This window comes from Corynebacterium comes (assembly GCF_009734405.1).
GTDB classification, from domain to species: Bacteria; Actinomycetota; Actinomycetes; order Mycobacteriales; family Mycobacteriaceae; genus Corynebacterium; species Corynebacterium comes.
This window is the reverse complement of the sequence record NZ_CP046453.1, coordinates 86,723-111,696: the sequence shown is the minus strand read 5'-3', so window position 1 is coordinate 111,696 and position 24,974 is coordinate 86,723. Positions and strand designations below refer to the sequence as shown.

Annotated in this window: 28 protein-coding genes and 1 pseudogene; 21 read left to right on the top strand and 8 right to left on the bottom strand. The window is 60.8% G+C overall.

The window, feature by feature from the left end:
• Positions 1–9 precede the first annotated feature (9 nt).
• Positions 10–1,149, top strand: a complete 1,140-nt coding sequence (locus CETAM_RS00555) for a YncE family protein (protein WP_156226595.1) — start codon at positions 10–12, stop codon at positions 1,147–1,149.
• A gap of 47 nt (positions 1,150–1,196) precedes the next feature.
• Here the strand turns inward: CETAM_RS00555 and CETAM_RS00550 are convergent.
• Positions 1,197–1,385, bottom strand: a pseudogene (locus tag CETAM_RS00550) (IS256 family transposase); the annotation flags it as partial.
• Positions 1,386–1,861: 476 nt separating this feature from the next.
• A complete protein-coding gene (locus CETAM_RS00545; RefSeq protein WP_156226594.1) occupies positions 1,862–2,989 on the bottom strand; it encodes a 2-keto-3-deoxygluconate permease in 1,128 nt (375 codons plus the stop codon).
• Between the two features lie 447 nt (positions 2,990–3,436).
• On the opposite strand from CETAM_RS00545, the gene CETAM_RS00540 reads away from it, so the two are divergent.
• On the top strand, positions 3,437–4,483 hold the full coding sequence (locus CETAM_RS00540; protein ID WP_156226593.1) for a zinc-dependent alcohol dehydrogenase: 1,047 nt from the start codon (positions 3,437–3,439) through the stop codon (positions 4,481–4,483).
• 294 nt (positions 4,484–4,777) lie between these two features.
• Here CETAM_RS00540 and CETAM_RS00535 read toward each other — a convergent pair whose 3' ends face one another.
• Complete coding sequence (locus tag CETAM_RS00535) at positions 4,778–5,488, bottom strand: SDR family oxidoreductase (RefSeq protein ID WP_156226592.1); 711 nt, start codon at positions 5,486–5,488, stop codon at positions 4,778–4,780.
• A gap of 163 nt (positions 5,489–5,651) precedes the next feature.
• Between CETAM_RS00535 and CETAM_RS00530 the strand changes: the two genes are divergently transcribed.
• The 8 genes from CETAM_RS00530 to CETAM_RS00490 all read left to right on the top strand — a co-directional run bounded on the left by CETAM_RS00530 (position 5,652) and on the right by CETAM_RS00490 (position 11,784).
• Positions 5,652–6,593 (top strand): LysR family transcriptional regulator, encoded by a 942-nt coding sequence (locus tag CETAM_RS00530; RefSeq protein WP_156226591.1) that lies wholly within the window; start codon positions 5,652–5,654, stop codon positions 6,591–6,593.
• 194 nt (positions 6,594–6,787) lie between these two features.
• Positions 6,788–7,945: a mandelate racemase/muconate lactonizing enzyme family protein gene (locus CETAM_RS00525; RefSeq protein ID WP_156226590.1), complete on the top strand. Its 1,158-nt coding sequence runs from the start codon at positions 6,788–6,790 to the stop codon at positions 7,943–7,945.
• Between the two features lie 44 nt (positions 7,946–7,989).
• Positions 7,990–8,451, top strand: coding sequence for a VOC family protein (locus CETAM_RS00520; protein ID WP_156226589.1), 462 nt, complete (start codon positions 7,990–7,992; stop codon positions 8,449–8,451).
• 2 nt (positions 8,452–8,453) lie between these two features.
• Complete coding sequence (locus CETAM_RS00515; protein WP_156226588.1) at positions 8,454–9,458, top strand: cyclase family protein; 1,005 nt, start codon at positions 8,454–8,456, stop codon at positions 9,456–9,458.
• 42 nt (positions 9,459–9,500) lie between these two features.
• Positions 9,501–10,016, top strand: a complete 516-nt coding sequence (locus tag CETAM_RS00510) for a type II 3-dehydroquinate dehydratase (RefSeq protein WP_197085765.1) — start codon at positions 9,501–9,503, stop codon at positions 10,014–10,016.
• Positions 10,017–10,018: 2 nt separating this feature from the next.
• The gene (locus tag CETAM_RS00505) at positions 10,019–10,534 is read left to right on the top strand and encodes a type II 3-dehydroquinate dehydratase (RefSeq protein WP_156226586.1); all 516 of its coding nucleotides are present in this window, start codon (positions 10,019–10,021) and stop codon (positions 10,532–10,534) included.
• 404 nt (positions 10,535–10,938) lie between these two features.
• Positions 10,939–11,268 carry a recombinase family protein gene (locus CETAM_RS00495; RefSeq protein ID WP_231587525.1) on the top strand — a complete coding sequence of 110 codons (330 nt, stop codon included), beginning with the start codon at positions 10,939–10,941 and terminating at the stop codon, positions 11,266–11,268.
• Positions 11,269–11,580: 312 nt separating this feature from the next.
• Positions 11,581–11,784: a cold-shock protein gene (locus CETAM_RS00490; protein ID WP_156226584.1), complete on the top strand. Its 204-nt coding sequence runs from the start codon at positions 11,581–11,583 to the stop codon at positions 11,782–11,784.
• 132 nt (positions 11,785–11,916) lie between these two features.
• On the opposite strand, the gene CETAM_RS00485 is transcribed toward CETAM_RS00490, so the two are convergent.
• Positions 11,917–12,225 carry a histone-like nucleoid-structuring protein Lsr2 gene (locus CETAM_RS00485; protein WP_156226583.1) on the bottom strand — a complete coding sequence of 103 codons (309 nt, stop codon included), beginning with the start codon at positions 12,223–12,225 and terminating at the stop codon, positions 11,917–11,919.
• A gap of 61 nt (positions 12,226–12,286) precedes the next feature.
• On the opposite strand from CETAM_RS00485, the gene CETAM_RS13900 reads away from it, so the two are divergent.
• Together CETAM_RS13900 and CETAM_RS13895 are read left to right on the top strand one after the other, a co-directional pair.
• Positions 12,287–12,706: an IS5 family transposase gene (locus CETAM_RS13900; RefSeq protein ID WP_197085764.1), complete on the top strand. Its 420-nt coding sequence runs from the start codon at positions 12,287–12,289 to the stop codon at positions 12,704–12,706.
• The gene (locus CETAM_RS13895) at positions 12,699–13,217 is read left to right on the top strand and encodes an IS5 family transposase (RefSeq protein WP_197085747.1); all 519 of its coding nucleotides are present in this window, start codon (positions 12,699–12,701) and stop codon (positions 13,215–13,217) included. Before CETAM_RS13900 ends, CETAM_RS13895 begins: the two co-directional genes overlap by 8 nt.
• Positions 13,218–13,696: 479 nt before the next feature.
• Here the strand turns inward: CETAM_RS13895 and catA are convergent, their stop codons facing one another.
• Complete coding sequence (catA, locus tag CETAM_RS00475) at positions 13,697–14,551, bottom strand: catechol 1,2-dioxygenase (RefSeq protein WP_156226581.1); 855 nt, start codon at positions 14,549–14,551, stop codon at positions 13,697–13,699.
• Between the two features lie 454 nt (positions 14,552–15,005).
• Between catA and CETAM_RS00470 the strand changes: the two genes are divergently transcribed.
• The 9 genes from CETAM_RS00470 (at position 15,006) to CETAM_RS00430 (ending at position 22,994) form a co-directional block, all read left to right on the top strand.
• The gene (locus CETAM_RS00470; RefSeq protein ID WP_231587523.1) at positions 15,006–16,361 is read left to right on the top strand and encodes an aromatic ring-hydroxylating oxygenase subunit alpha; all 1,356 of its coding nucleotides are present in this window, start codon (positions 15,006–15,008) and stop codon (positions 16,359–16,361) included.
• A complete protein-coding gene (locus tag CETAM_RS00465; protein WP_156226580.1) occupies positions 16,361–16,957 on the top strand; it encodes an aromatic-ring-hydroxylating dioxygenase subunit beta in 597 nt (198 codons plus the stop codon). The genes CETAM_RS00470 and CETAM_RS00465 overlap by 1 nt, the downstream gene beginning before the upstream one ends.
• Positions 16,958–16,993: 36 nt before the next feature.
• The gene (locus CETAM_RS00460; protein WP_156226579.1) at positions 16,994–17,272 is read left to right on the top strand and encodes a hypothetical protein; all 279 of its coding nucleotides are present in this window, start codon (positions 16,994–16,996) and stop codon (positions 17,270–17,272) included.
• Positions 17,269–18,003: a type 1 glutamine amidotransferase gene (locus CETAM_RS00455; RefSeq protein WP_156226578.1), complete on the top strand. Its 735-nt coding sequence runs from the start codon at positions 17,269–17,271 to the stop codon at positions 18,001–18,003. The genes CETAM_RS00460 and CETAM_RS00455 overlap by 4 nt, the downstream gene beginning before the upstream one ends.
• A gap of 112 nt (positions 18,004–18,115) precedes the next feature.
• A complete protein-coding gene (locus tag CETAM_RS00450) occupies positions 18,116–19,627 on the top strand; it encodes a glutamine synthetase family protein (protein WP_156226577.1) in 1,512 nt (503 codons plus the stop codon).
• Between the two features lie 73 nt (positions 19,628–19,700).
• Positions 19,701–20,021 carry a 2Fe-2S iron-sulfur cluster-binding protein gene (locus CETAM_RS00445; protein ID WP_156226576.1) on the top strand — a complete coding sequence of 107 codons (321 nt, stop codon included), beginning with the start codon at positions 19,701–19,703 and terminating at the stop codon, positions 20,019–20,021.
• A gap of 1 nt (position 20,022) precedes the next feature.
• Positions 20,023–21,303 carry an NAD(P)/FAD-dependent oxidoreductase gene (locus CETAM_RS00440; RefSeq protein ID WP_156226575.1) on the top strand — a complete coding sequence of 427 codons (1,281 nt, stop codon included), beginning with the start codon at positions 20,023–20,025 and terminating at the stop codon, positions 21,301–21,303.
• Positions 21,266–22,000: a gamma-glutamyl-gamma-aminobutyrate hydrolase family protein gene (locus tag CETAM_RS00435; RefSeq protein WP_197085763.1), complete on the top strand. Its 735-nt coding sequence runs from the start codon at positions 21,266–21,268 to the stop codon at positions 21,998–22,000. The genes CETAM_RS00440 and CETAM_RS00435 overlap by 38 nt, the downstream gene beginning before the upstream one ends.
• A 241-nt stretch (positions 22,001–22,241) precedes the next feature.
• On the top strand, positions 22,242–22,994 hold the full coding sequence (locus tag CETAM_RS00430; RefSeq protein ID WP_156226574.1) for a GntR family transcriptional regulator: 753 nt from the start codon (positions 22,242–22,244) through the stop codon (positions 22,992–22,994).
• 83 nt (positions 22,995–23,077) lie between these two features.
• Here CETAM_RS00430 and CETAM_RS00425 read toward each other — a convergent pair whose 3' ends face one another.
• The 3 genes from CETAM_RS00425 to CETAM_RS00415 are packed head-to-tail and all read right to left on the bottom strand — an operon-like array spanning position 23,078 to position 24,967.
• Complete coding sequence (locus tag CETAM_RS00425) at positions 23,078–24,262, bottom strand: MFS transporter (RefSeq protein WP_156226573.1); 1,185 nt, start codon at positions 24,260–24,262, stop codon at positions 23,078–23,080.
• Positions 24,263–24,272: 10 nt separating this feature from the next.
• Entirely contained in the window at positions 24,273–24,590 is a 318-nt protein-coding gene (locus CETAM_RS00420; RefSeq protein WP_156226572.1) for a DUF202 domain-containing protein, read from the bottom strand.
• A complete protein-coding gene (locus tag CETAM_RS00415) occupies positions 24,590–24,967 on the bottom strand; it encodes a YidH family protein (protein ID WP_156226571.1) in 378 nt (125 codons plus the stop codon). The genes CETAM_RS00420 and CETAM_RS00415 overlap by 1 nt, the downstream gene beginning before the upstream one ends.
• Between the last annotated feature and the right edge of the window lie 7 nt (positions 24,968–24,974).

Genomic DNA, 24,974 nt, shown 5'->3' with positions numbered 1-24,974 from the left:
CTAATTCCCATGCTGAGAAACTCCCCGAAGATTGCGATCTCCCTTGTGGCAGGCTCACTGCTTTTCGCTGTGGCCTCGTGCACCCCACCCTCCGAAAACGCCGCCGCACAGACCCTTGAGACGTCAGCCTCGCCTGCGTCCGCAGCCGACACCGCCGCCGGCTGGTCCGAGAAGCTTATCGACGCCCCGTACAAGCCGGAGGATCTCGTGCAGACGTCTTCAGGTGCCGTCATTGTCAGCGCCATGGCAGAGAACCCGGGCGAGAGCGGCTCCTCAGGTTCCCTCTACTACATGGATCCGGACACGACCGAGATTTCGCCGGCCTGGCCCAGCGGGTCCGTCGACAATGCCCTGAACAATGAGCTGTTCCCTGAGTGCTCAGGGCCGCTGAGCGATGACGAGACCTCACCGCACGGCATCACAGTGGAATCCGTTGACGACGGAACCGAACGTCTCTACGTGGTCAACCACGGTAGCCACGAAAGCATCGAGGTATTCGACGTCCGCAACGACGATGGCCAGCCGGGGCTCACCTGGATCGGGTGCGTCGAACTCCCGGAGGGAAGCTTCGGCAACGGCGTCGCCGCGGACCCGAACAGTGACGGATTCTTTGTCACACATTTCCTCAACCCGGCTGACATGGAGAACGAATTCAAACGGGCTTTCGCGGGCGAGGACACCGGGCACGTTCTGCACTGGACGCCCGAGTCCGGTTGGACACAGCTGCCAGAATCCACGATGTCCACCCCCAACGGCATTGCCGTCTCCGAAGACGGTGAGAGCCTCTATGTCGCGTCCTGGGGCGGCAGGAAGCTCGTGGAGATTGACCCTTCCTCCGGCGCCGTTCTTCGCGAGACCCCCGTGGACATCATGCCTGACAACCTGCGCTTCACCGACTCAGGTTCGGTCCTGGTGACAGGCCAGATGATCGACAGCTTCGAGACCTTCTTCGGATACGAATTCGAAGGCCTGCAGCCCGAGGACCGCTATGACGTCCTCGAACTGGACCCGGAGAGTTTCACTACCGCTGTGTTCGCGGAGGGTTCGGTCGCCGGGTTCGGTAACCCCACCACCGCCCTCCCCGTCGGAGACAAGGTCTTCGTCGGAGCAGTCGCAGGCACACAGATCCTGGAGCTGTCCCGCCAGTAGCCGCAGGTATGCACGATGAGCAAGGGGGGTTGGGGCACGGTCCCGGCCCCGTTACGGACGTTGGTGCGGGACTGGGCTGTGGGGACGTAGTCGGCGCCGCAGACCTGGTCGTCCCGGGTCGACAGGATCTGGGTGGTGAAGCGTGCAAGCATCTGTCTGATCAGGTCCGGAGAGGCTTGAGACAACAGATCGTCAAGATAGATCGTGGGGTCGATAGAATAAGGGCCAGCGGCCACCGGGGGTCTTGCCTTTCGAGGAGATGTAGGAGTTGATTCGAAAGGTGACTTGGGTGGTCGCCCACGTCTTCTATGGTGTCCTCACCGGCAGTTACAGATACACCACGCTAAAGGACGCAACCCGCCCACTCCCACCGGCCGCCGTCCCCGGCTGACCACACCGCCGATGTACCGGCTGTCGAGATGACAACAATTCGTGGAACGACCGGAAGAAAAAGTGAGCTTGGGACCACCCTTCTTGACAACTCTGGACGTGCCTGACGCTAGGATCAGCTACTCACCGAAGACACATCGGTGGATCCGGTTCTAACGGCTCTACGAACAGGTGAGGGACGATCCGGTGCTGTTACCGGATCGCCCCTCACCTACTACCGGGGGCCCGACTGCGCTACCAAAAGGACTCTCCTAACAGCAGTGGCACCTGTCGTTTCGTCACAATGGATCATGCTTAAGGGGCGATATCTCTATCCCCGTGATCAGCTCACGGATCCCTTTTTCGCCTGGACCCGTCGGGAGAGATCGGACTCCGGCTCTACCGGAGCTTCGGTGATCGCCGAAGCACGAAGACTCTGATCAACCTCCCATACCTCTTCGAAGCGAGCCGGATCCTCGAAGTAAAGGTTCTCAGCTTCCTTCGTGATGCCCTTCCCGATCTGGCGCTTAGAGATCCAGGAGACTAGGAAGGGGCTGATGAAGGCCGTGACAACGACTGCGGCTGCCACCTGTGCAGTCGCCTCGGCCTGGATGGATGCGAGGGAAGGGTCCACAGCGACGATAGCGGCTGGGGTGGCGATGGCGTTACCTGCGACGGCGGATTCTGCTGCACCGGACAGGACGTTGCGGGTCGGCTTCGGGTGGCGGCGGAGACGGTGCCACAGGTAGACCGCAGCGATGGCAAGGCCACCGGAGACGATGACGGTGAGGAGACCCAGAAGAATGCCAATGGCGCCGGATCCCACGAGAACCCGGAAGTCAATGCCGGCGCCTAGGGCGAAGGCCGCGAACGGGATGATCAGCTTTTCGCCTGGGGCAAGGAAGGCGCGGGCCTGCTCCGAAGAGTTACCGAGGATGAAGCCTAGGATCATGGGGAAGATAGCGGCGAACAGCGCCATCATCGGCAGCTGCGCCAGACCCGCAGCCCCCATTGCCAGCATGGTCAGGAAGGGGCCGTCGTTGATGGAGAGTACCGAGATAGCACCCTTATCGGTCTTGGAACCGAACTGAGAGGTCAACGCGACGTAGAGCGAACCGTTGGAGTTGGACATCGCGGCGATGACCGCGAGCGGAAGCAAACCCCAAAGAGTTCCACTAGGAGAGAGGAAGGCGATGGAGACACCGACAGCCACTGCTGCACCATACTTGGCTAGGACCAGGGTCAGGCCCTTCTCCAGCGAAGGGAGCGCGGTACGGAAGCTGATCTGTGAGCCAACGGCCACGAAAAACAGGCCAATAAGGACGGGGGCACCGTCGCGGAATAGCGCAGTGGTGAAGGCGCCGATGTCGAGGACGTCGGGGAAGAAAGTGTTCATGATCGCGCCGAGGAACAGCGGGACGACCATGAGCGCGCCCGGGATCTTTCCAATAGCTCGGAATACTGCATCCATGGGGTGACTCCTGTCTTAGATACGGGTGTGGTCAGTGACTTACGGGGGACTTGCAGATACTGGTCTCAGATGTGGATGCAGTGTCCTGCTTCACATTTCAGGTTGTGAATTACGCTAGTCATATCGATCCAGTCGGAGAAATATTATTTCGGCCGAGACTTATTTTTGACCGATATAACTCCAGCTGATGACGATTTTCGTCCCGATAAGTCATCCACGATGACCGGCGGCCCAGGGGCACTCACCCTGCAAGAACATCCCCTTAGGCAGATCCGGAGATTATTCCCCTCAGCGGCGACCGGCCGTTAATTCGCTGCCAATATCAATTATCTTCGAATTGATATTGGTTTTCTCATAGCGGAGTTCCTACCATGAAGCTAGTCACATATTGAGGGATGACGGTGAACAGCTACCCGCCGCCACACAACGCATCACAAGGAGAATCTCATGCGCGCCATCATCAAGCCCGGCCCTCAGCCGGGAGCCGAGTATCAGATCAATGCTCCCGAGCCCATCGAGGTACCGGCCGGTCATATCAAGGTCCAGATTGCGGCGGCCTCTGTCTGTGGTTCTGATCGGTCGATGTATCAGTACAATGACGCGGCGGCGGCTTTCCGCCCTGAGCTGCCCAAGATCATGGGCCACGAAGGCTCCGGCACCATCGTTGAGATCGGCGGGGGAATCACAGGATTTACCCCTGGCGACCGGGTCGCATTTGATTCGCACGTCGCTTGTTACGCCTGCTTCCAGTGCCAGAACGACAACCCACATCTGTGCGAGAACATGCAGCTGCTCGGCTACCACACGGATGGCCTATTCGCGGAGTACGTGGTGGTTCCCGTGCAGGCGGCCTTCAAACTTCCCCACGACTTCAATCTCGAGGAGGCAGCCCTACTGGAACCGGCAGGCGTGGCCATGCACGCAATCCAGGCCTCTGAACAGCCGCTACTGTCAAAGCGCGTCCTGATCACCGGGGGCGGCCCGGTGGGTCTGTTCATTGCCGAACTGGCCCGCATTGCCGGCGCCGCCAAGGTCGTAGTCGTCGAACCGAACCCGTACCGTCGGGAATTCGCCGAATCGCTCGGCGCCATCGGGATGGAGCCGAACGAGAGCATCCCCGAGCAGCTGCGGGAGATGAGTCAGGATCGCCACGGCTTCGATGTGGGGTTTGAGGCCTCCGGCCACCCCAGCAGCTTTCCCACTATCCTGAACTCCCTCCGAACGGGCGGCACTTTCGTCTCCGTCGGATTTGGCCGCAGCCTCGGCGAGTTCGACGCCGCTGAGTACCTCAACCGGCGCAACATTACCTTCAAGGGCTGCTTTGGCCGCCGACTCTGGTCCACCTGGGATCTGCTGTCCGTACTGATTGCCGAGGACAAGCTGAAGTTATCTACCTTTATCACTCACCGGCTACCGTTGTCGGAGTTCGAACGTGCCATTGAGCTCCTCTCCGAGGACTCCTGCAAGGTGATCCTGCTTCCGCAGGAGAGTTAGCTCAACTCCGCACTCCCATCAGTCCCCCTAGATATCTGCCTCGGGGGCTCCCACTGGGAGCCATGCGCATGATCGCGGAGGGCATTGCCTACCTTGAGGGCATCGGCAACCCGATGGCCTCGAGGTTTGTCCGCATCACCCCGGTCCCCTGCATCTCACCGATCTGGCTGGATCGGGCGTGCACCTCGATATCACCGAACAGCGTTCCATTCCGCAGGGGCCCTCCGGGTCAAGGCCCAGGCAGATGAAATGGAACGCCAGTTCGGCAAACGCCTCTTCCCCTGGATGGGAAAATTACACCGGTGCGTTGCCCACGGTGAGGCCGCCACAGACGTAGAGCACCTGACCGGTAACGAAGCCAGCGGCGTCATCCAGGAAGAAAGCAACGGAGGATGCGACATCCTCCGGCGTGCCCAGGCGGCCAACCGGTACACCGTCGATAATCGCCTTAGTTTTTGGTGAATCCGCAGGGTTTGCTTTGAGAAACAGTTCCGTTGCGATCGGCCCCGGGCCGATCGCGTTGACCGTGATGCCGTCCCGTGCCGTCTCGAGAGCCCAGACCCGGGTCAAACCGATCAGACCGGCCTTCGCCACGGCGTAGGACGTGCGAAGTTCCTTGCCTAACGCTGCACGGGAGGTCATATTGACGATGCGACCGAACTGCTGTTCCTTCATTCCGGGCAGTACCGCCTGTGAACACTGGAGGGCGCTGCGAAGATTGAGATCAAAGGAACGCTGCAGGTCCGCCAGCGTTGTTTCCTCGGCTGCCGCAGGAAAGACAGCCCCCACGTTGTTGACCAGCCGGGTCACCGGCCCCTTACTGAGAATTTCCTCCAGTGCCTGTTGTGTGGAATCGGTGTCCGATAGGTCCGCGATGTAGGAGGCGCCCACGGACGTCGGCTGCCGGTCAATGACGGCTACCTCCCATCCACGGGACATACCTAACTCCGCGATGGCCTTTCCGATCCCAGATGCGCCGCCCGTGACCAGTAATTTCTGCTTCATCGCAGTTTCTCCTTCGACTCTTTCGGCAGTGTGAATGTCGGGAAACCTGCAGCGATATCGCTGAGGATCCTTCTTCACAACTTAGAAAATCACCGTTTAACCCCAGGGTCCAATATAAAATAAGGGCACATTCATATTGGATTGAAATATAAGGAGTCTTGCGGTGGAAATTCGGGACTATGAAGCATTCATCACCGTGGCAGAGGAGTTGCACTTCGGTCGTGCCGCCGAAAGGCTGTTGATCTCTCAGCCGCCTTTGAGCAACCGAATCCGACAGATTGAACGCAGCCTCGGCCTGGAACTCTTTAACCGCACCACACGGGCAGTGGAATTGACCAGTGCCGGTCAGCGCTTCCTCCCGGCCGCCCGGGAAGTCATGCACCATCATGAAGAAGCCCAACGGGTCGCCAAAGCAATCCGAACAGGAGAACTGGGCACCGTCCGACTCGGCTTCGCCGGCGTGTCCAGTCAGCAAGCCCTGCCTATTCTTAGCCGGGCGGTCAAGGACGCTTACCCCGACATTGACCTGCAGATCCAGTCCCAGACTTATGTGTATACCGCCGTCGAACAACTGAGGCAAGGGAGTCTCGATCTCGCCTTTTCACGTCTCCCTACCCATCCCGATCTCGAAGCCAGGGTCATCCAGGTGGAGGAACTGCTCTGCGCCCTTCCCGACGACCACCCGCTGGCCGATAGGGATGAAATCAATCTCTCGGAGCTGGCCCAAGAGAAATTCGTCAGCCTCACGGAAGACCAGGGATCAGTCTTGCAGGCGACGATGGCGTCGCTGTGTATTTCTGCTGGCTTCCGACCCCAGGTCATCCAATATGCGCCGGATTCCGCCACGGTCCTGGCCCTGGTGGCCGCCGGAATCGGCATCACCATCACCTTGAGTTCAGTAGCGGAGACCAGGCCACATGATGTCGCATACAAGAAACTGGCCAACATTAACCCTAGCCACATGTTTGCAACCCTTGCGTGGCGCCGCAATGACCCCTCTCAATCTCTGCGACATGTACTAGAAATCTCGCAACAGGTGCTGCCCACCCCGGATCTTTCTGAATTTGAGAACAATCCCTTCCTTAAGAGTATTGGACCGGAATGAGTTGGGATGCTTATTGTGTCACTAGTGGAAAGAAAACCACTGGTTCGTCACCCAAGGGTGAGAACGTGGTGACAGTCACGTCGCCTCTCTTCCAGGAATCCGATCTCTGAGCAATCTGAATAATTGGCAGATAATTGTCGGCCTGGCACCCCCACTCGTTTGAAGCTTCATCTACCCGGCAAAGGAGGGAGATCATGAACAAGTCGACCTTGCGTCCCCGTGAAACAATCGTCGCCATACGGGCAATCCCCTATGCCATTCCCTATGGCAAGCCCCTGCGCTTCGCCAGTGGTTCCATCAGCGTCGCGGACAATGTCTTGATCCAGATCGAAACCGACAACGGAATCATCGGATGGGCGGAAGCCCCTCCCCGCCCCTACACCTACGGTGAAACCCAGGAATCCATCATCGCTGTGGTCGAGAAGGTGTTCGCACCCCAGATCATCGGACGCTCGATCTTTGATCGGGAGGGTATCCGTTCCTTGATGAACAGGACCATCGGCAACCCGACGGCGAAGTCCGGGATCGACATGGCCCTATGGGATGTCATCGGAAAACGACTCGATATCTCCGTGCACCAGCTGCTCGGTGGATACACCGACAGCCTCAAAGTCAGCCATATGCTCGGATTCGATGATCCGCAGCGGGTGGGGGATGAGGCGGTTGAACTCCGGGAAACCTACGGCATCAACAGCTTCAAGATCAAAGTCGGTAGGCACCCGATTGATGATGATGTCGCCGTCTGCCGAGCAGTCCGTGAGGCCCTCGGGGAGGACGCCGAGCTCTACCTGGACGGAAACCGGGGCTGGAATGCGGTGGAATCTGCCGCAGCCCTGCGCAAACTGGCGGACGTGGGGTTATCCCGGGTGGAGGAACTCAACCCGGCAGATGAGATCACCTCCCGTAAGTGGCTGGTGGAACGCTCACCGTTCCTGTTCGTGGCGGATGAGAGTGCACCGACCCAGGCAACCGTGACCCGGGAGATTCTCAGTGGCGCAGCCAACGCGCTAAGCATCAAGACCGCCCGCAGCGGATTTACCGACTCCGTCCGGCTCATCGGCCTCGCCGAGGGGCTAGGTATCGAGACCTTCCTGGGCAATCAGATCGACGCACACCTTGGGACAGTCTGTTCCCTGGTCCTCGGTGCGGCGTTCGACGCCACCTCCAGGCACCCCGCGGAGCTGTCCAACTGGCTGGATCTGGAGGACAGCCTGCTCACCGAGGACCTGGTCATCCGAAACGGCGAGATGAAGGTTCCCACGGGCCCCGGCCTGGGAGTCGACATCGACCTCGACAAGCTTCAGCATTACCGCGTCGACAACCAGATGAGTCCCCTGGCCCTCCTGACCTAACTCGCTCCCCCCTTCCCCTACCAACCACCACCGAAGGAAATACCATGGCCTACCTGCGCCTCCATCACGTCAATGTCACCAGCGACCACATGCCCACCCTCGTCGACTTCTACAAAAACGCCCTCGGTCTTGATCTCTTGCCCTCCCCCCAGATGATCGCTACCTCTGCTGCGGGAACCGACGACGGCAACGAGGCCTGGGACAACTCCGCCAAGTTCTTCGACGCCGGTGACGGCGATGAGCTCCAGATTCACGCCACCCAGCGCCAGCCCTACCTGGCTGCCCAGGAAGGTCACTCCGTCAACCCGCTCATTGCCGGTCACTTCGCGTTTCGTACCGACGATATTGAGGCCATCAAACAGCAGCTCACCGAGGCCAACATCCCATTTGATGACTGGGGTGTCTGGTCGGTCGAGGGTTGGCATCAGATCTTCCTGACCGACCCGGCCGGCAACTACATTGAGATCCACCAGCTCGTCGGCGACGCCTCGGAGTCTCAGGAGTAGTCGTGCCGCCAACCACCACCCGCCCGGGGAAACTGCCTACTTATGCCGAGTTGAAGCAGCGGCCCGGGCCGGTGTCCGGCACGGCCTGGGGGGTTTTTGGTGATGACGATGAGCTCGGAACCCTCAATCTCCTCACCGAGGAACGCGTCCGGCAGGCCGCCTCAAGCATCCGGGAGGGCCGCCGTTTCTCGCTCAACCTCGCGCTCAACGCCTTCGACCCCCCACTGATCGCTCATCGTGCGAACCCTGAACACAAGATCTTCGGACTCAATGAGTTTCACCGCGACGACTCCTTGGATAACCTCTATCTCCAGGCGTCGACCCAGGTGGACGGACTCCGACATTTTGGGCACCCGGATCGGGGCTTCTACGGCGGACGTCCAGGCAGTGAGATCACCGCAGAGACACCGACACTCGGCATTCAGCACGTGGCGCAGACCGGGATCGTTGGACGGGGCGTGCTTCTCGACGTCGCCGCCTACCGCGAACACCACGGCAAGCCCATTGACCATGACGCCGGCGAGGCTCTCTCAGTCCAGGACCTGGAGCGGGCTGCCGAATGGCAGAATGCCGTCTTTCACGACGGGGATATCCTCCTGCTCCGCACCGGTTGGTTGACGCACGTCCGCAGCCGGGGGAAAGAAGCGGAGGAGCAGGTCCGCAGTGGTGGCCTCGCCGCCACCGAAGAGATGGCGGCCTGGCTCTGGGACCACCACTTTTCGGTGGTCGCCGCGGACAACATCGCACTGGAGGCGTGGCCGGTCGGCGAGACAGACATTGAGACCGAAGCCGAGAAATCAGGCTTGCTTGAGGCCAGCTCCCACACCGGCATGTTGCATCGCATCCTCATTCCGCTTCTCGGCCTGACCATCGGTGAACTATGGGATCTAGATGAGTTAGCTGACGCTTGTAGGGAGCTGAGGCGTCATGATGTTTTCATCACCGCTGAACCGCTGAATCTCACTGGTGGAGTCGGCAGCCCCGCTAATGTCCTGGCAATCCTGTAATCAGAAGCCAGCCCTCACCCCGAGAAAATGGAGAGAAAGAATATGACCCGTCTAGGTACAACCGCTGAGAATTACGAATGGACGATCGCTGTCCTTGACGGTCCCAACATCGCCAACATCGGCCACGAGCGGGGCCACCGTGACCACACCCTGCACGACTGGGAGGAACTCGATCAGCTGGTCAACAAGGTCGCCGACCTCCTGGGCATCAGGATCATCCACTACGCCTCCAACTACGAAGGCAAACTCCTCGAGTGGCTCCACACCCATGCCCGCGACGTTGACGGCATCGTCGTCAACCCCGGCAGTCTCACCTCCTACAGCGAGGGCCTGCGCCACGCCCTGGAGGAAACCGTTAAGCCTTACGTCGAGGTGCACTTCTTCAACACCGTCAAGCACTTCGCCCGGGTCTCCCCACACATCCGCCTCGAATCGAAGATCACCGCCTCAGCCACCGGCGTCGTCTCCGGCTTCGGACAGCACTCCTACACCGCAGCACTCATCGGTCTGGTCGACCTGCTCGACGAGCGAGCCGCAGCGGAGAAGAAAGAGGCCTGAAAATGCGCACCTGGACAGCAACAGACCTCCGCCTCACCGACCGGGAATGGACCATCGGCATCATCGACGGCCCGAACATGTCCCAGCTGGGCAAACGCGACCCCACCAAGTACGGGTCCATCACCTGGGACGAACTCGACGCCAAGAACAGAAGTTGGGGAGAAAAGCTAGGGGTGAAGATCATCTCTCTGGTGTCCAACCATGATGGCGAGATCCTCGACTGGATTCACCAGCACTCCGACGATGTTGATGCCTGGATGGTCAACCCGGCCGGTCTCCAGACCTACGCCGAAGGGATACGCCAGGCCTTCGAGATGTCCGGCAAGCCCTACGCCGAAACCCACTTCGCCAACACCGTGCGCCACTTCGCGCAGTCCTCCCCCCACATCCGACTCGAATCAGGCCTGACCAGTCAGGCACAGAGCCTGGTGATGGGCCTGCGTCACCAGAGCTACCTCTCCTCCCTCGTGGGAATCACCCTCCACCTGGACGAGCAGCACCTTGATCCTGACAACTAGCCCGGGTTTTTCACGGAAAGTAGACGGACACCAGCCGAAGAAACAGAGAAAGCGATCCTTGACTAGGTCGAAAGAATCACCTTCAGGGTGACGACCACCATTTTCCAGGTCGGTACCCCCGCACCTTCCCAGCTGTGGTCGAACGCCGGGCTCATGCTCGTAGCCACCACCGCCAACTCGGTCGGTGTGGCCACTGCGGTCGACGTGGAGCTTAGGGACGGGCAGAACCCGAACCTGGTTCACACCACCGGCAACACCATGACCACCCTCGCATTCGCACTGGCTTTGGGCGGGGATGACGCGAACGACTTGAATCTCCTGGATCCGCTGGTTGCCACCGGGCTGATCGACCAGGTGCTCTCAGACTCGCCACGCTCCAGGACCGGGGGGTGGAGTTTCGCAGCTTGCAGGAAAACATCGACACCTCCTCCTCCGGCGGGCGGTTGGTGTTCCATATCTTCGCCTCACTGGCAGAGTTCGAACGTGACCTCATCCGCGAACGCACTAACGCCGGCCTTGAGGCCACGCGTGCCCGCGGCCGGGTCCGAGGCAGGCCACCACTCCTGAGCGGAGACAAGCTGCGCACCGCCCAGAAGCTCTACGAACAAAAGGACATGACCGTCGCCCAGATCGGTGAAGTCCTGGGCGTGAGCCGCACGACCCTCTACCGGGCGCTGAGCGGAGAAGCCGGGGCCCTGCCGACACGGAAGCACACCTCCACCACGACCGCATAACCGGCCGTCCCGGGTAGCCACGGCCATGTGGAGCTGCGGGAAAGCCGCTCCCCGACGCTGCGAGCCACAGCCAGGTGATTTCCGACAATGCCGCTACGCCGGGCCGTGATCCATGGCACACTCGTTATTGGTCGCGGTTTCTGTGCGCAGTGTCGAGGCACTCGCACGAGACCCACACGCGAGCGCCTGGTATTCCTCAATCATGCAGTCACTGCCGCAGGTTGATGGTCGACGAGGAGTTCCACCGACCCGTCCGTCAGCGAATCATGCCGGCGAACGTAGCATCACCTCATCAAAGAAAAGGTAATAGATATGGCACAGGGAACTGTGAAATGGTTCAACGGCGAAAAGGGCTTCGGTTTCATCGCCCCGTCTGATGGATCCGCTGATCTTTTCGTCCACTACTCCGAGATTCAGGGCGGCGGTTTCCGCAACCTTGAAGAGGGCCAGCAGGTTGAGTTCGAGGTCGGCGAGGGCGCCAAGGGCCCGCAGGCCCAGCAGGTTCGCCCGCTCTAAACCACTGCCGCTCTTCACTGATGAACCGCCACACCGTCGGGTGCGGCGGTTTTTCTCATCCCCAGGTCAGAGGCGAGGTTCTCAAGGTCAGGACACCAGCACCCTGACAACGCAGGAACGACGCTTAAACCACTACGAGCCGTGCGCCTGGTTGTAGGCCTCGACGATGTGCTTGGGGATAGTGCCCCGATCAGACACCGTGAGGTTCTGCGCCTGCGCACACTGATGGATCCGGCGGGAGTTCGATCGCTTCGCCCCACCCGTAGCGCGGGTGCGGGATTTGTGTGCCACCGGGGCGGGCTGGGCCACCTCGACGTAGGGCGCGAGCAGTTCGAGGAATCGGGTGGCGTTGTCCTCGGAGAGGTCAATGACGTAGTTGGAGCCGTCGACGCTGAATCGGACGGTGTTCACCTGGTCATCGGTCAGAGGCGTGCCGTCGATGTCGTCAAAGTACTAGGGCGTGTCTCCTAAATAGGTTGGTCGGTGGGGCGATACTGGATCGGTGAGTGACACCAAAAGTCGGTTTCGCGTCCTGACCGACCACCAGTGGGAGACGGTTGAGCGCCTTCTGCCCAGCAGTGATGGGCAGCGGGGTCGTCCCTTTCACAACAGTCGGCTGGTCGTTGAGGGCATCATCTACCGCTACCGCACCGGAATCCCGTGGCGGGACCTGCCCCGCGATGAATACGGCCCCTGGCAGACCGTCTGGAAACGGCACCGCCGCTACTGCGCCGACGGCACGTGGGATGCCGTCCTGACCTACCTGCTGACGGTGGCCGATGCGGAAGGAAAGATCGACTGGAACGTCTCCGTCGACGCCTCGATCACCCGTGCCCACCAGCACGCGACGAACACGACCCGGCCCGAGCAGGACACAGGGGGCTCGATCGAATCACAAGAATCTGCCGCTGGCGTTGACTGAACCAGCAGGTCATGGAATTGGCCGGTCGCGCGGTGGGCTGTCGAGCAAGATTCACGCCGGCGTCGACGGACACGGCCGTCCCCTGTCTGTGGTGGTCACCGGCGGGCAGCGCAACGACGGTGCGATGCTTCAGGCTGTGCTCGACGACATCCACGTCCCGCGCATGGGTCCCGGGCGGGCGCGGTCGCGTCCGGATGCGGTCCTGGCTGACCGTGGCTACGCGACGACGGTGATTCGGCGTGACCTGCGTAAGCGGGGGATCGTGGCGGTCATTCCTGAAAAGCGTGACAGTATCGCGGCCCGTAAACGTAGAGGCAGCAAAGGTGGGCGCCCGCCCGCCTTTGACCCTCATGCCTACAAGGGCCGCAATGTTGTCGAGCGGGCGTTTGCCCTGGCCAAGCAGTGGCGGGGCCTGGCCACCCGCTATGACAAACTCGCCGTGGTTTATCGTGGAGCCGTCGTGCTCTGTGCTGTGCTCACCTGGCTCAGAGCTTTAGGAGACACGCCCTAGGTGATCTCGCGGCGTGCCACGGGGTGCTCCATGGCTAGAAGGTCTTTGTCGGTGAAGTATTCATCAGGAGACTCCCCCGTGGTTGTTGGTCGGGGGGTTTTTGCAGTTTCAAGCCCCTTTAGTAACTCTTCACGATAGAGAGTGCGTGATCTTCCCCTGCAACTCTCCTCTTGCGACCTGTCAGGCTGAGTATTCATAGGTGTGAAGGCCCCCCTGTGGTTAGCTGTGCACTCTCAATCATGAAGAGCCGCTTAACTTCGGCAAGAACCTCAACCCCAGCCCATATACGGGCTGGGGTTGAGTACAGCTGAGGAACTCCAGCGTGGAGTCGGATCGAGCCCCTCCCACGTGCCATGCCCACAAGGATCCGGCTCGGCCGGTCGTACTCGTGGGCGCCGTGGGCAAGGGAGGATGCTCCTCAGCGGACGGAGCACACTACAGACAACGCCGGCCTGTCGCGGGTTTCGTGCTGTTAAAGGCTAGTCTTCCTTGTCCAGGGCGAAGCCGTAGGTGACGACGTTGTTGCCCTGGTCGTCGGTCTGCGGGTCGAGCAGCAGCTCCGGCTTGACGGCGGTCGCGACGTCGTTCTCGGTCCACTCGCCACCCTGGAAGTACAGCTGGGTGGTGATCTCGCGGTAGCCCGGGCTCTTGACCTTCAGGTGCAGGTGGGCCGGACGCCACGGGTGGCCACCGTAGGAGTCGATGAACCAGCCGGTCGGCCCGTCCGACGGGATCTGGTACGGAGCAGGCTGCAGGGTCTTGATCTCGTACTCACCGTTGTCGTTGGTGACGATGGTGCCGCGCAGGTTCCACTCCGGGATGCCCGGGGCGAACTGGGAGTAGAAGCCCTCCTCATCCGCGTGCCACAGCTCGATCGTGGCGCCGGCGAGGCCCTTGCCGTCGACGTCGGTGACCTGGCCCTTGAAGATCAGCGGGGTGGCGGCCTTGTCCTGCTCGCGCATCGGCATCTCGCCGTTCCACGGCAGCTCCGGGGCGTTCTCGACGTAGTAGGGGCCCTCGATGGAGCCCTTGGTGCCGGTGTAGTGGTGGCGGTCGTAGTTGATCTTCTCGATCTCGTGCTCGACGAAGACGTCCAGCCACAGCGGCCACTCGCCGTACTCGCCGACCTGGATCATCCAGTTCTTCACCACGCGGTACTCGTCGTAGGTGACCTGGTGCTTGTGGGCGACCTCGGCGATGGCGGCCAGCAGATCGGTGTAGATCGCGTTGGCACGCTCCTTGGAGGTGTCCGACTTGACGGTCTCGTGCTTGAACTTGTCGGTCGCGGCGTTGCCGGAACCCTTGGCGGTGGGGGTGAGCTCTGACTCGGTCATGGATGTCCTCTTTTCGCGGGAAGGACTGAAGAGGGTCTTCAGTCTGCCGGGGATGTAACAGGTGTGGAGTGTGACCTGGCCCCGTCACATGATGGCAGGGAGCAAAACCATGTCACTAAAAGGTCTACAAATATCGGGGGGAGGGGGTAGCCGTCCGGTGCCCCCATACCTGACCTCTTGGACTGGCTTCTGCCACAGGGACACAAACCTGGGACGGGCAATCTATCGAGCCGGGGCAGCCCGAATGGAAAGTTGCCCTTGCAGGTAGGGGCATTTTTTATGGACTGGGAATGAAGGTCGCCGCAGAGGGGACGGTTTCGCGATGGGTATCCAATTTCGGGAGCGTTGCGCGAAGACCTTTATTAGACCAATTAGGTGTGTCGTAGATCATCGCTTAGCTTTCCTGTGACATGCATCTCGACATGGTTGCAGTTGACGAGGATGTCCATCTCTTTTGGGGACATCACACGGGTTTAAGGATGGTTTTCAGATGGTGAAGCCCCATGAGCTTTCCGAATTGGCGCCGGAAAAACAGTCTCCCAAGCAGTGGGATGACTACATTCGCCGGGACCGGGTCCACCGGGAGCTGTACACCGAGGACCGGGTCTTTCAGGAAGAAATGATCAAGATCTTCGGCCAGACCTGGGTATACCTTGCCCATGAATCTCAGCTTCCGGAGCCGAACTCCTTCCTTTCGGTCCGTATGGGGTTGCGTCCGATTATCCTCACCAAGGATCGAAAGGGTGCATTTCACGCTGTTTTCAACCGGTGCTCGCACCGCGCCGCAACATTGTGCCGGGAAGAGTCCGGGGTGGCCAAGAGTTTCCAGTGCCCTTACCACGGCTGGACCTTCCGGAACACCGGCGAGCTGGTGGGCGCTCCCTGGCCACAGGGTTACGCGGATTTTGACAAGTCCGAACTCGGACTAGGCAAGGTCAAGCGGGTGGAAACCTACCGGGGATTCATCTTCGGCACGCTCAATGAGGATGCGCCGACCCTCGAGGACCACCTCGGTCATGCCAGGCCCTGGCTGGACTACTGGATCGATCGGGCTCCGGAGGGTGAGGTGATCGTTAAAAGCGGTGCTCACCGTATGGGATACCGGGGCAATTGGAAACTCGCCTACGACAATGCCGGCGACGGGTACCACCCCTCCTTCTCCCACCGCTCCCTGTTGGAGATGGCCTCACGGCTGGGAGACAGCAAGGACATGTCCTACTTCGGCAAAACCCCCGATGACGGACCGATGTCCATGTACTCCCTCGGTAACGGGCACAGCGTCCTGGATCAGCGGCCGAACTTCGACGGCCCGGGTTCCATCTGGGAAAACCAGCGCCCACAACCCGGTCGGGAATGGTTTGAGGAGATGATCCGGGAAAAATACCCCGAGGATGCTGACCAGCTGCTTGACCTCTGCGCTGGTGCGCAGATCAATCTCAGTATTTTCCCTAATCTCCTCCTCATCGGAAATCAGATCCAGGTCATCGAACCGTTGGCCGTGGACCGGACCCAGTTGACCTGGAACGCCACCACCATCGGCGGAGTCCCGGAAGAAATCAACACGATGCGAATGCGAACCCAGGAGGATTTCCCGGCCTTTGGAGAGCCCGACGATCAGGCCAATTTTGAGGAGGTCCAACGCGGACTTGCCGTCCCGGAGGCCGAATGGGTCCTGATGAACCGGGGCTTGGATGTCGAGAACTGGCAGGAACTCAACGAGAACGGCGTGATCAAGTCCGCGGTGACCGATGAGCTTCATATGCGCAGCTACTACAGCGAGTGGCTGCGACTGATGAATGAGGAGAAGTAATGGTGAACAAACTCAAGCAATACGAGGATACCTCTGCCTGGTCCTACCATGTGGACAAGGAATTCTACGCTGACCTGGACCGCTTCAACCAGGTCCTCCGGCAGGACTGGGCTGGGGCAGACGTCGAAACCCACCGGGAAGCGGAGGCATTCCTCAACCGGGAAGCCTGGTTGATCGACGAGGCCCGATTCAACGAATGGCTTGAGTTGTTCTCTGCTGACTGCCTCTACTGGGTGCCTGTGGTCCCGGGCGGGGGTGATCCCCGGACCCAGATCTCCCATGCTTTTGATGACTGTCGTCGCCTGACGGACCGGGTCTACTGGCTCCGAACGGGCTTGGCCTTCAGTCAGATCCCCCAGTCCCGGACCCGTCGGATCATTTCGAATGTCGAAGTCCACGATGAACCTCAAAACTCCCTGCGATTCATCCGCTCGAACTTCATGGTCCACGAATTTCGAGCAGGTGTGGCGAAGGTCTACGCCGGGTGGACAGGCCATGTGCTCAGTGAGGGGGAGCACGGATGGGAAATCCGTCTCAAGCAGGCCAATCTCATTGACTCCGAACAGATCCATGAAAATCTCACCCTGATCTTCTGAGAAGTCGTGAACGGACAAAGGAAGGAGGCGCAAACCATGACCGATCGCGATTCCGCCCTGGAAGAGCTCCGCGAGCAGAACGAATTTCTCCAACGTCAGGTGCGACATCTAGAACGCGAAGTCGCCGCGATGCGACCCGTTATCACTGAAGTTCGCAGGCTCAGAATCTGGGATTTTGCTCCCTATGAGGTGTCTCCCGATGAATCGTGGCTGGCGCTGGATCGCGACAGCGCCACTACCCTGCTCCAGGCGCTGGCCGGCAACGACCACTGGCACCCATGGTCATCCAGTCTTGATCCGAGGCCACAGCCATGACACCGACACCAACAACACAAGTAACCCTGCTGATCACCCATAACCCTGGACCGGATATCGACCAAGTCTGCCAGCTGCTGGACAACCGGCAGAAACCATGGCGCCATGTTCAGCCCTTCACCGGGGAAAAACTTCCTGACCTGCAGGAGGTTTCCGAGGTGATCTGCTTCGGCGGGCCCTACGCAGCCTATGACCAAGACCAGTTCCCATTTCTGCGGGAAGAAGTCCAATTCCTGCGCGATGCCGTGGATGCTGACATCCCGGTGCTCGGGATCTGCCTCGGTTCACAGATCCTCGCTGAGGCACTCGGTGGCAGATCCCGGGTGGGTGATCACGGTTTGGAATGCGGGTTCATCGATGTCGTGGCGGTGACGGGTCAAGAACAGGTGACGCCCGAACTGGCCGGACGATATTTCTCCTTCCACACCGACAGCATTGATTTGCCCCCCGCAGCGCAACTGCTGGCTGTGTCACAGCGGTACCCGCAAGCCTGGCGGCAGGGAAGCGCCGTGGCCATCCAATTTCACCCCGATATGTCGGTCGACGGTATCCGCGACCTGCTCCGCATAGAAGAAACCAAGATCCGCCAGCACGGTATCGACGTGGAAAAACTCATAGCTGAAGTAGAAGAGAACCGGGCGCTTCTCCAGCAAGGGGCCGAAAAAGTCATCGGCGGCTGGATCGACCACACGCATGAGCAAGCACCAGTGCACACCACTGAAGCCCGGTAACCCAGACGAACGCGTCTTGTGATGTTAACCGTCACACACACGTCTATTTCCCCGGTCACTTCCCCCACACCCTCTGGTCCCAGGACCATGCCCCCACATCCAAGGAGAGATCATGACCACCACCCAGACCCCCGTGTACGCCCCCAAGTTCATCGAGAAGTACGACCTCTACACCCCGATCCAGCAGGAAGCCGCGGAGCGCAGCCTGCGCCGGATCGACGCTGATGGCATCGAAGTCATTCGCATCGTCTGGCCTGATCAGCATGGTCTGCTGCGCGGAAAGTCCCTCTCCAAGGAGGCGTATGCTGCCGCACTCAAAGCCGGCAATGACATCACCATGGCCCCCTTCTTCTTTGACCCGGCCAACGCCATCGTGCTCAACCCCTTCAGCGCAGACGGTGGTTTCAGCGTCGAGGGTCTGCGCGGCAGCCCCAATGTGAAGATGGTCCCGGACCCGGTCACCTTCCGGGTGCTTCCCTGGGCCCCGGAAACCGCGGTGGTCATCAGCGACCTGTACATGAGTAACGGTGAGCTGTTTCCGTTCGCTCCGCGCTCCATTCTGAAGCAGTCGCTGCAGAAAATGGCGGATGCCGGCTACGGATTGATCGCTGGAATCGAGATGGAGTGGTATCTCACCAAACTGATCGATGACATGCTGGAGACCGGATCTTTGGGGGCACCGGGAAGTCCTGCTGACCCTCCTCGTGTGGCACCGGTGGCTCGAGGCTACAGTTACCTGCTCACCGATCACCTCGATGAAATCGATGACATCCTCCGGCCAATCCGCAAGGCCGTCGTAGACATGGGGATGCCGCTTCGTTCGATGGATGACGAGTGGGCGCCCAGCCAGGTGGAGACCACCTTCGACATCCTGGAAGGGCTTGCCGCAGCGGATGCCGCGGTGATGTTCCGCATGGCTGTCAAGCAGATCGCCAAGCGCAATGGGCATATCGCTTCCTTCATGTGCACCCCGGCAATCGAGGGTTTCTATGCCAGCGGCTGGCATCTGCACACCTCGGTGGTGGATCTTGTCACAGGAGAAAACCTCATGGTTCCGGGCGAGGGAGAGGCACTCTCGGAGCTGGGACGCCACTATGTCGGCGGAACGCTCGCCCACGGCATCGCTGCTTCCGCCTTCACCACCCCCACCATCAACGGCTACCGACGCCGCCGCCCCTACTCCCTGGCCCCGGACCGACTGACCTGGGCGATGGACAATCGGGCCTCGATGATGCGGGTTATCTCCTCGCCCCATGACCAGGCTTCCCATGTGGAGAACCGGGTCGGGGACTCAGCGGCGAACCCGTATCTCTACATTGCTTCGCAGGCGGTAGCCGGTCTGGATGGAATCCTCAACCGGATTGAGCCGGGAGTCATGGCCGAGGACCCCTACGCGGAAGACGTCCCCCAGCTCCCGGACACCCTGGAAACTTCTCTTGATCTGCTGGAAGAGGACACCTTCTTCCGCAAGGAGTTCGGCGATGCCTTTATTGACTACATCGTCACGATGAAGCGCAGCGAGGTCAACCGCTACAACGAGTGGCTGAGCAATAATCCGGACCCCTCCACCTATGTCAACGGTGTCACCGACTGGGAACACCGCGAGTACTTCGAGCTGTTCTAAATCTTCTCCCGTGGAGGACCGGGTCCGGCAAGGCCCGGTCCTCCAAACACCTTGAGCTGAAAGTAGGCCCCTCATGCCCACCATTCGACTTCAATCCCCCGACGGACAAAGCCACACAGTGGAAGCCCGGCCAGGCGCATCCGTGATGGAAACCGCCGTGAAATACGGCGTGCCTGGCATCGTCGCCGAATGCGGCGGCGGACTGTCCTGTGCCACCTGTCATGTGTACGTCTCTCCGGAGTTCCTGGAGAAGACAGGAATCGCGGAAGATTTCGAGGATGAAATGCTCGATGACACGGTCTCCGAACGCCAGGCCAACAGTCGCCTCTCCTGCCAGATCCGTATGACCGATGAGCTCGACGGGCTCGAAGTCACTATCGCCCCGGAGCAATAACATGACCACACACACGACCTGCACCCTGATTATCGGGGGCGGTGAGGCTGCTTTGCATACTGCCGCGGCCCTGCGGACCCAGGGCTACGACGACGGCATCATGATCGCAGCGGAGGAACCGTACTCCCCTTATCAACGCCCCCCGCTCTCCAAGGCCTTTCTGACAGGAGAGGCCGATGAATACAGCCTGCAGCTGCGGGCGGATGACTACTACCGGGATAACAGCATCGATCTCCGGACCGGCAGCCGCATTGCCGAAGTGAACATCACAGCCCGCGGTCAGGGGGAGGCGGTTGCCCAGGACGGGGATAAAATCAGCTTCGTCAAGGTCGTACTCGCAACCGGTGCCACACCTCGACACCTCACCATCCCGGGTGCCGAAGCCGATGGCGTGGTGTATCTCCGCGACATTGACAGTGCTCGTCGGCTCAGTCTGGGGCTCGCGGACGCCCGGCAGGTGGTGGTCATCGGCGGTGGATTCATCGGCCTGGAAGCCGCAGCTGCGGCCCGGATGCGAGGCATAGAAGTCACCGTCCTGGAAGCCGGGGATCGACTCCTTGGCCGGGTGGCGGCTCCCCCCATCTCGGAGTTTTACCGGCAGGCGCACGAAAACCGGGGAGCCACCGTCATGACCAGAGCAGCGGTAACCGAGATTGCAGTCGGCGAAGAAGGCAAGGTCACGGGAGTTATTCTGGGCGATGGGCAGGAAATCCCCGCTGATCTGGTGGTGGTGGGAATCGGTGTTATCCCCAACACCGCCCTAGCACAGCAGCTCAACCTCGAGTGTGAACGCGGCATCCTCGTCGACCACGCTGGGAGAACCAGCCACCCAGATATTTATGCCGCGGGTGATTGCACCCAGCAACCGCACCCTTTTCTGCCGGGAGAACTGGTGTGTCTGGAATCGGTGCAAAACGCTGCAGCCCAGGGAAAGATTGTCGCAGCCTCTATCGTAGGCAATCCATTACCCGCCCCTCAGGTGCCCTGGTTCTGGTCAGATCAAGGAGATCTCAAGCTACAGATTGCCGGACTGTCCCACGGATATGACAAATATGTCCTCCGAGGAGACCCGGCCACAGAATCCTTCTCCCTGCTGTACTACCGCCGAAATCGTCTGATCGCTGTCGACGCCATTAATCAATCGCATGACTTCATGGCAGTTAAGCGAGCTCTGGGCAAGAACGCCACCATTGACCCCGAACGAGCCGGTGACACCACCGTCGCGCTCAAGACCCTCATCCAGGATGACCATGCACAAAATCGGAATACCGTCTCGGCTTAGCAGCTCACCCGCTGATAAGAGGGTGGCGATTGCCAACGAGCTGATTGACCTCATCGCGGATCGTCTCCGCTCTCTGGACGCAGAGCCGATTCTCCTCAATCCCAGCGACCTGTCCAACCCGCCGGATCTTGATGCTCTTCTCCTGCCTGGGGGTGGGGATATCAGCCCACACCGGTACGGACAGGAACCTGATCCCCGGGTCTATAACGTCGACCTGGAACAGGACAGGTTGGACTTCGGGATAGCACGGCATGCGCTGCACAGAAATCTGCCGATCATGGGCATCTGCCGCGGAATGCAGCTTCTCAACGTGTTGTACGGGGGGAGCTTGATCCAGCACCTGCCGACCAGTGCCGTCGAGCATTCCTTTCAGCTGAAAAAAGAGAGCATCACCTTGGCGGAGAGGTTCACACCGCACGAGGTGGAAATAACCCCCGGTTCCAGGCTCGCCGGAATTCTCGGATCTTCAGTGTGGACTGCGTCGGCACATCACCAAGCGGTTGATGACCTGGGTGAAGGCCTGCGCATTGTTGCCCGAGCTGCTGATGGCACCGTGGAAGCGGTGGAGGATCCGCACCGGAGTGTTATCGGCGTCCAGTGGCACCCAGAAATCCGAGAACACGGCGGGGAGGTACAAGATCACCTCTTCCTGAATCTCCTCCACTGCGTAGAGCTCGGTCGGGCAGTCAAAATCTGAAGGGATCCACTTCGCCTTCAGATACCTCGGATTCTCCGCTGGACGGCACCGGTGTGACCCCTCCCTCATCGGGGGTCAGGCCGGTACTATTTTCTTCAGAAAAAGTTGCTGCTAAAAAAGGAGAGGCCGAACGCACCTGGCGACCATGAGCATCGGCATATAAGACACTCCTGATGGCGGGAATACCGTCCACCAGAAGCCATAAAACCCTGGTTGAACTGAAAAACGTAAGGTTTGTTCCATGGTGCACATGCATTCCCCGTCATCGCCCAAACAATCGACCCACGTAGCGATCGGCGAGATTCTCCGGTCTCGTATCAGCCACGAAAAGATGCAGGCCGGCGATAGATTTCCTACCGAGCGAGAACTGGCTGAAGAGTTCGGAGTGGCCCGAATGACTGTGCGCAAGGCCCTGGAAGTGCTACAGATGGAAGGCGTGGTGGAACGTCGTCGAGGAAGGACCGGTGGAACTTTCCTCCGGGCCACAGTTCCTAAGGTGGAGATGACGAGGATGGAGGGTTTTATACCCCGCTTTCGCGACCGGAATATGGAAGTTACCTCACTGATCCTGACTGCCGACCGACGTCAGGCTCCAGAAAAAGTTACCCAGGCTCTGGAAATCGACGCGGGCGAACCAGTTTTCTATCTTGAACGCCTCCGCTCGGTGAACAACATCCCGGCACTTATCGAGCGGTCCTTCTTCCCCGCGAATCTGGTACCTGGAATGCTCCACCAGGATCTTTCCGGATCAATTTACGATCTACTCAGGAGGAGATGGTCTCTTCCTCCCGTACGCAAGTGGGAAGCGATTGAGCCCGGGGTGACATCGAAACAAGAACAAAAATTACTCCAGGTAGAAGAAGAACTACCTATCCTCCGTCTGGAGCGCCGAACTCAGGTGGCCAACAATCGCTTCATTGAGTACGCCGAAGATGTATTACGGACGGACATCGCTCGAGTGGAGGTTTACACTACCGCCGGATCGCGAGGCTGACGGTTGTCCTTTACCGGGCTCTTCCGGATCTGGGGTGCTTAGGTGAGCCCACCAACCCCCCCCACCCGGAGGCGTGCGACATCTCAGACCCGGCGCGACCTCGACCGGGTCCGCACCGCCCAGAGCTGCTGCGCCACGATCAGGACTACGACCACTCCGGCCATGGCGGGCATCCCCCACACGGAGACGACCGGCCCGGCCACCACTCCTCCGAGGGCGCCGGCGATGTTCATGCTGAAGTCGCTGCGTCCCTGCAGTGCGGAACGCAGGTCGAGCGGTGCCGCGGCGGTGAGCTGCGCCGAGGAACCCACCAGCGTGGCCGACCAGCCCAGGCCGAGCAGGAGCAGGGAGATCACCACGGCCACCTCCACCTGGGAGAAGGGCAGGAGCATGAGCGCGGAGATGAGCATCATGGCGATGCCCAGTCCGATGGTGACAGGTGTGCCGACTTTGTCGCTGAGCACACCGAAGACCGGGGCCAGGGCGTACATGCCGCCGACGTGGAAGGAGATGGTCAGTCCGATCAGGGTCATTGTCGCGCCGTGGTGGTGCATGTGGACGGCGGTCATGGACATGATGGCGATCATGGCGAAGTGTGCCGTGGCGATGGAGGTGATGGCGGAGAGCACCACCGGGTGGTCGGCCAGTCGGACCCTGCCTGTCGACTTTCTCGTGGCCACCGGGGCGGGTTCGGGCCGGAGCATCACCTGCAGGACCAGGACGGCCACGAGTTGGGCGGCCAGGCAGACCAGGTACGCGCCGGAGTAGGGCTGCAGGCCGAGGGCGGAACCGAGGGCTTCCGTGGGCGCGAAAAGGTTGGGGCCGAGGATCGCGCCGACGGTCGTCGACCACACCACCAGCGAGATGTTGCGGCCCTGGTTCTCCTCGGAGAGGTCGGCGGCGGCGAAGCGGGCCTGCAGGTTCATGGCCACGGCGGCGCCGAGGAAGAAGAAGCCCAGGAGCAGGAGGGGGAAGATCCTGGTCTGCGCGCTGCTCAGCGCCAGCACGGCGCCGACCATGCCCAGCGCCAGGCCGGTGCTCAACGACGCCCGCCGTCCCTTGAGCCGCACGATCCGTGCCAGGGGGATGGCCCACAGCGCGGCGCCGATCGTGGTCACGGTCGCCGCGGCGCCGCCCCACATGGTCCCGGCGAGGTCGGCGGCGAGCAGCGCACCCATCGAGTAGGTGACGCCGTGTCCCAGCCCCGCCATGATCTGGGCGATGATGAGGGCGGTGAGGACGCGGCGTCGAGAAGCGGCTTCGGGCATGCGATCAAGCCTAGGTCAGGATGAGGAAGATCCCGGAGACGCCGAAGACCATCATCCCCGCCGTCATGGCCAGCACCGCCCCCACCTGCGCCTGCACGCGGCCGGCCACCAGCCCCCGGACGGCGGCCCGGTGCCGGGCGGTCTGGGAAAGATAGATGCCCAGCGCCATGGCCACCAGCAGGAGGATGAGGGTGACCACGAGGACACCGTAGTACGGGAGCCAGCGCAGCAGGATGGCGCTGGACACCGCGAAGGACACGGTGGTGCGCGTCCACGCCAGGGTGGTCCTCTCCGGCTGCAGTCCGGGATCCCCGTGGGTGAGGGGCATCAGAAGAGCATCGCGATCGTCAGCAGGCAGGCGCCGACCGCCGCCAGAGAAAGCAGTGGCACGATCCCGGGGATGGGCAGGGGCCGGCCGTGACGCATGGCGCGTTCCACCCGCAGCCATCTGACCGCCGCGCCGCCGGAGATGAGCACGCCGACGGTGACCACGAAGATGGCGGTGAGGGTCCGCACCCCGTCGGAGATCTGTTCCAGGGGGAAGGCGCCCAGGGCGATGCCGCCGGCGAGGAATGCCAGCGAGGTCCGGGTCCAGGCCAGGAAGGTCCGCTCGTTGGCCAGGGTGAAGCGGGGGTCGGGTTCCTCTCCCCCGCCCAGGACGGTGTTCTCCCAGTTTCGGCGTGGATTGGTGGCGTGATCGTTCACGTGGGGT